This is a genomic window from Elstera litoralis, assembly GCF_000963705.1.
Taxonomy (GTDB): Bacteria; Pseudomonadota; Alphaproteobacteria; order Elsterales; family Elsteraceae; genus Elstera; species Elstera litoralis.
Genome location: NZ_LAJY01000483.1, coordinates 1 through 4243 on the forward strand (window position 1 = coordinate 1; position 4243 = coordinate 4243).

Genomic DNA, 4243 nt, shown 5'->3' on the forward strand with positions numbered 1-4243 from the left:
CTCCTTGTTCGTTTTTCTCACGGGAAGAGCCTCCTGTCTGGCGGCGGCGCTTCTCGGTAAGCGAGCTATAGGCTCGATGGGGTGATGGGACATGGCACAGGAAGGGTTCGACTTTCGGACGGGTGAGTTCGTGGTATATCCAACCCACGGCGTCGGTCAGGTTATGACCACCGAAACACAAACGATTGCTGGGCATGAGCTGAAGGTAATCGTGATTTCGTTCGAAAAAGATCGGATGACGCTGCGCCTGCCGGTTACCAAAGCCCGCACATCGGGCCTGCGCCGCCTGTCGTCGGAAGAAGAAATGCAATCGGCTTTGGCGAAGCTGCAAGGCCGGGCGCGGGTGCGCCGGACGATGTGGAGCCGCCGAGCCCAAGAATATGAGGCCAAGATCAATTCGGGCGATCCGTCGGCCATTGCTGAAGTGCTGCGCGATCTGCACCGCACCACGGGCATTGCCGAACAATCCTACAGCGAACGCCAGATCTATCAGGCCGCGATGGATCGTTTGGTCCGCGAACTCGCCGCCGTCGAGCGGATCGATGAGGATCAGGCGACTAAGAAGCTCGAACTGCTGCTTCAGGCCGCTTAATCCAGCCTAAGCGGCAGTGGGTTTCGGCCCCTGCCAGGCGGTTCCGACCAAGCGGATCGTGACCCGCGTGTGACAAGCCCCCGAGATTGCGGATGCGATCTCGGGGGTTTTTCGTCTTGGGCTTGACCCCTGCGTGCGAACGGCCCTAGATCAACGGGCAATGGTCGATTCTGAACGGTTTGCTCGCTTAAAGGGCCAAGGAACGCTTTGGATAGTCGCCGCTATTCATGGCGATGTGGCGCGTTTGGGCCGTTTGCACGCGGCGCTGGCCCCGCAACTGCGCGTCGCTGACCGGCTGGTGTATACCGGCAATTTCCTGGGGCTGGGCGGTGATATTCTCGGCACGTTCAACGAGCTTTTGGCCTTCCGCCGCTGGTTTCTCGGTCGTCCCAGCGCGATTCTGGATGATATCGCCTATCTGCGCGGCGCGCAGGAGGAGATGTGGACCAAACTGCTGCAACTGCATTTCGCCCCCAATCCGCGCGAAGTTCTCGATTGGCTGATCGCCCAGGGCGCCGGGCCGACGCTCGCCGCCTATGGCGGATCGGTGGCCGACGGCATGGCGGCGGCCCGGGCCGGGGCGGTCGTGCTCGCCCGCTGGACCGCCTCCTTGCGTGCGGCCCAAAGCGCGCACCCCGGCCATAGCCAGCTTATGACCGCCATCAAGCGCGCAGGCATGACCGATCCCAAGGCCGTTCTGATCGTCCATAGCGGGCTCAACCCCGAAAAACCGCTCGCCGAGCAAAAGGATGCTTTCTGGTGGGACGGAAAAGGCTTCAACCGCCTCATCGCCGCCGAGCGCGCCTATGATGGTTTCGCCCGCGTTGTGCGCGGGTTCGATCGCACGACCCCCGGCCTCGTCGAAACCCCCTATACGCTGACCCTCGACGGTGGTTGCGGGCGCGGCGGGCCGCTCTTGGCGGTGGCGCTTGCCCCCGATGGGCAGGTTTTGGGCAGTTTGTCGAGCGATGCCTGAGGCCCGTTGCCGTGGGCGAGCGATGCGGGAAGCGCACTTCACGACCGGCGTAAACACTCGTTAGGCTCGTCGACGACAAGATCGGGGAGATACGGGATATGGATGCGTTGAGCCTAGCCCAAATTGCGCTGCTGGCGCTGGCGGGACTGACCGCAGGCGCCGTGAATGCGATTGCGGGCGGCGGCACCTTCTTTACCTTCTCGGCCCTGATCGCTACGGGTGTGCCGCCGATTATCGCCAATGCGACGAGTTCGGTGGCGATTACGCCCGGCAATATCACTGGCGCGCTCGCCTATCACCGGGAAATCCGCAAACATGGGCCGCGCTTTATCGGTCTTATTCTGGTCAGTCTGGCGGGCGGTTTGCTCGGCGCGGCGCTGGTGTTGCTGGTCGATAATCAGCAGTTCCGCGCGTTGGTGCCCTGGTTCCTCGGGTTTGCCACGCTGCTGTTTACCCTGGGGCCGAAGATTCAGGCCTGGACCCGCAAGATCCGCGCCCGCGAGCAGGCCGATCCGTCGGTCCGTCCGAACCGTCTCTGGGGCCGGGTCTTTCAGTTTTTCGTTGCCACTTACGGCGGTTTCTTCGGGGCGGGCATGGGGATCGTCATGCTGGCCGGGCTCGCGATTACCGAGGGCGAGGATCATCACGTTCTGACCGCGCTGAAAAACCTTCTGGCGATGGTGATTCAACTCGTCGCCCTGGTGATGTTCATCGCCGGGGGGCTGGTGAGTTGGCCCCATTGCCTCGCCATCGCCGTGACGGCCATGATCGGCGGTTGGCTCGGCGGTTCGATTGCCCGCAGGCTGCCCGCGAAAATCGTGCGCCTGTTCGTCATCGGCGTCGGCGCGACGCTGACGGTGGTTTTTGCTGTGCGCTAAGCCGTTCTGACGGTTTTGAAGAACGCCTCAATGTCGCCCTTCAGCCGGTCGCCCTGACCCGACAGCAGGGTCGCCGAGGTGAGAAGCTGGGCGGCGAGCGCGCTGTTGCGGGCGGCATCTTGGCGGATTTCGTGAATGGTGCCGGAGACTTCCGCCGTGCCGCGTTCGGCTTCCACGACATTGCGGGCGATTTCCTGCGTTGCCGCCCCCTGCTGACGCACGGCAGCGGCGACATCGGTGCTGATTGTGCCGACCTCGCGAATAATATCATTGATGCCGAGGATCGCGCCGACCGCGCCATCGGTGGCCTGTTGAACCGCCTGAATTTGCCGGGAAATATCCTCGGTTGCCTGCGCGGTTTGATTGGCCAGATTCTTGACCTCGCTGGCGACGACGGCAAAGCCGCGCCCGGCGTCCCCCGCCCGCGCCGCCTCGATGGTGGCATTCAGCGCCAAGAGATTCGTTTGCGCGGCGATATCTTGAATGAGTTTGACGACATCGCCGATGCGCCCGGCGGATTCGGCCAGCGCCCGCACGGTTTCGGCGGTGGCGCCCGCTTGGGTCACGGCGTCGCCGGAAATGCGCGCGGAGAGTTCCACTTGCCGCCCGATTTCCTCGACCGAGGCCGAAAGCTCTTCGGCAGCGGCGGCAACGGTTTGCACATTGCCCGCCGCCTGTTCCGACGCACTGGCGACGGTAGTGGCGCGCGCAAGGTTCGCGTGCGCCGCCTCGGCGAGATCTTCTGCCGAGCGCGTCACATCGCCCGCAACCGTGGCGAGCAGGCGCGTCGAATCGGTGCTGGTGTGGTCGAACCCTTGAATGGCCTGCTCGATGGCCGCCTGTCCGCTTTGCCGCGCTGACTCTTCGGCGGCTTGAACGGCCTCCAAGCTTGTTTCTGGTGCCCGGCTTCGCGGAAAATGAGAACCGAGGCGGCCATTTCGCCGATTTCGTCGCCGCGCCCGGTTTCCGGCACCAGGCGCGTCAAATCGCCCGCCGCGAGCCCGCGCATGGCGTCGGCAAGGCGCAGAACCGGCATGGAGACCGAGCGCACCAGCCCGATGCCAAAAATGGCGACCAGCAGCGTGCAGAGCGCTAGCGCCGAGAGAATCGCCCACCATGCCCGCGTGTAGAGCCGGTCGCTGGTGGCGCTCGCCTCCGTTGCCGCCCCCTGCGCGGCGCTGCCGATCGTGTACAGCGTTTCGGTGAGCCCGTCGAAGGCGACCTTCGATTTCGTATAGAAAAGATCGGCGGCGGCCTGGGTTTGAGACGCTTCGGCCAGGGCGACGATTTCCCCATTCAGGGCTAGATAGGTTTGCCACTGCGCATCGAACTGGGGCAACCGTGCGGCGATGGCCGGGCCGAAATCCCGCTCACCGAAGCTTTTGCGCAGGTCTGTCAGCGCGCGGCGCGGCGAGTCCATTTCGAAACTGCGGTCGTCGCGCTGGGTTTCATCGCTGGAGAGGATGAAAAGCCCCTCGGCGATGCGGAAACTATCGATATGGGCCGCCAGCCGCCCGGCTTGCTCGACGGCGGGGAGCCAGCGCGTTTCAATATCATTGGCGGCCCGATTGACGGCGCGCAATTGGGTGATGGCAAACAGCCCTTGCGCCAAGGTAATCACCAGCAGAAGGGCGAAGGCACCCAGAATCCGTTGCCGGATGGTAATGCCCTTTGGCTTTACCCGTGTCGTTAACCGCATAAATCTCGCCCCTTGTTGCAAACTGCCGCACGCTCATGGGCTCCTTACAAACGATCCTATCGGTCAGATGCGTTTCTTAATCGGATTTGTGGCGGCGC

The 4243-nt window shown here is 63.6% G+C and carries 5 protein-coding genes; 3 read left to right on the forward strand and 2 right to left on the reverse strand.

The window, feature by feature from the left end; all coding sequences use genetic code 11:
• Nucleotides 1-91 precede the first annotated feature (91 nt).
• The 3 genes from VZ95_RS16130 to VZ95_RS16140 all read left to right on the forward strand — a co-directional run bounded on the left by VZ95_RS16130 (nt 92) and on the right by VZ95_RS16140 (nt 2446).
• Nucleotides 92-592: a CarD family transcriptional regulator gene (locus VZ95_RS16130; RefSeq protein ID WP_045776770.1), complete on the forward strand. Its 501-nt coding sequence runs from the start codon at nt 92-94 to the stop codon at nt 590-592.
• 160 nt (nt 593-752) lie between these two features.
• A complete protein-coding gene (locus tag VZ95_RS16135; RefSeq protein WP_045776771.1) occupies nt 753-1568 on the forward strand; it encodes a hypothetical protein in 816 nt (271 codons plus the stop codon).
• A gap of 98 nt (nt 1569-1666) precedes the next feature.
• Nucleotides 1667-2446 carry a sulfite exporter TauE/SafE family protein gene (locus tag VZ95_RS16140; RefSeq protein ID WP_045776772.1) on the forward strand — a complete coding sequence of 260 codons (780 nt, stop codon included), beginning with the start codon at nt 1667-1669 and terminating at the stop codon, nt 2444-2446.
• On the opposite strand, the gene VZ95_RS27370 is transcribed toward VZ95_RS16140, so the two are convergent.
• Entirely contained in the window at nt 2443-3204 is a 762-nt protein-coding gene (locus VZ95_RS27370) for a methyl-accepting chemotaxis protein (RefSeq protein ID WP_052711852.1), read from the reverse strand. The two genes, VZ95_RS16140 and VZ95_RS27370, sit on opposite strands and share 4 nt — an antisense overlap.
• On the reverse strand, nt 3201-4145 hold the full coding sequence (locus tag VZ95_RS16150) for an MCP four helix bundle domain-containing protein (RefSeq protein WP_045776773.1): 945 nt from the start codon (nt 4143-4145) through the stop codon (nt 3201-3203). The genes VZ95_RS27370 and VZ95_RS16150 overlap by 4 nt, the downstream gene beginning before the upstream one ends.
• Between the last annotated feature and the right edge of the window lie 98 nt (nt 4146-4243).

What these genes read in the sequence shown, in the direction of transcription:
- VZ95_RS16150 (WP_045776773.1), bottom strand. Translation starts at nt 4,145, where the DNA reads ATGCGGTTAACGACACGGGTAAAGCCAAAGGGCATTACCATCCGGCAA.
- VZ95_RS16130 (WP_045776770.1), top strand. Translation starts at nt 92, where the DNA reads ATGGCACAGGAAGGGTTCGACTTTCGGACGGGTGAGTTCGTGGTATAT.
- VZ95_RS16140 (WP_045776772.1), top strand. Translation starts at nt 1,667, where the DNA reads ATGGATGCGTTGAGCCTAGCCCAAATTGCGCTGCTGGCGCTGGCGGGA.
- VZ95_RS16135 (WP_045776771.1), top strand. Translation starts at nt 753, where the DNA reads ATGGTCGATTCTGAACGGTTTGCTCGCTTAAAGGGCCAAGGAACGCTT.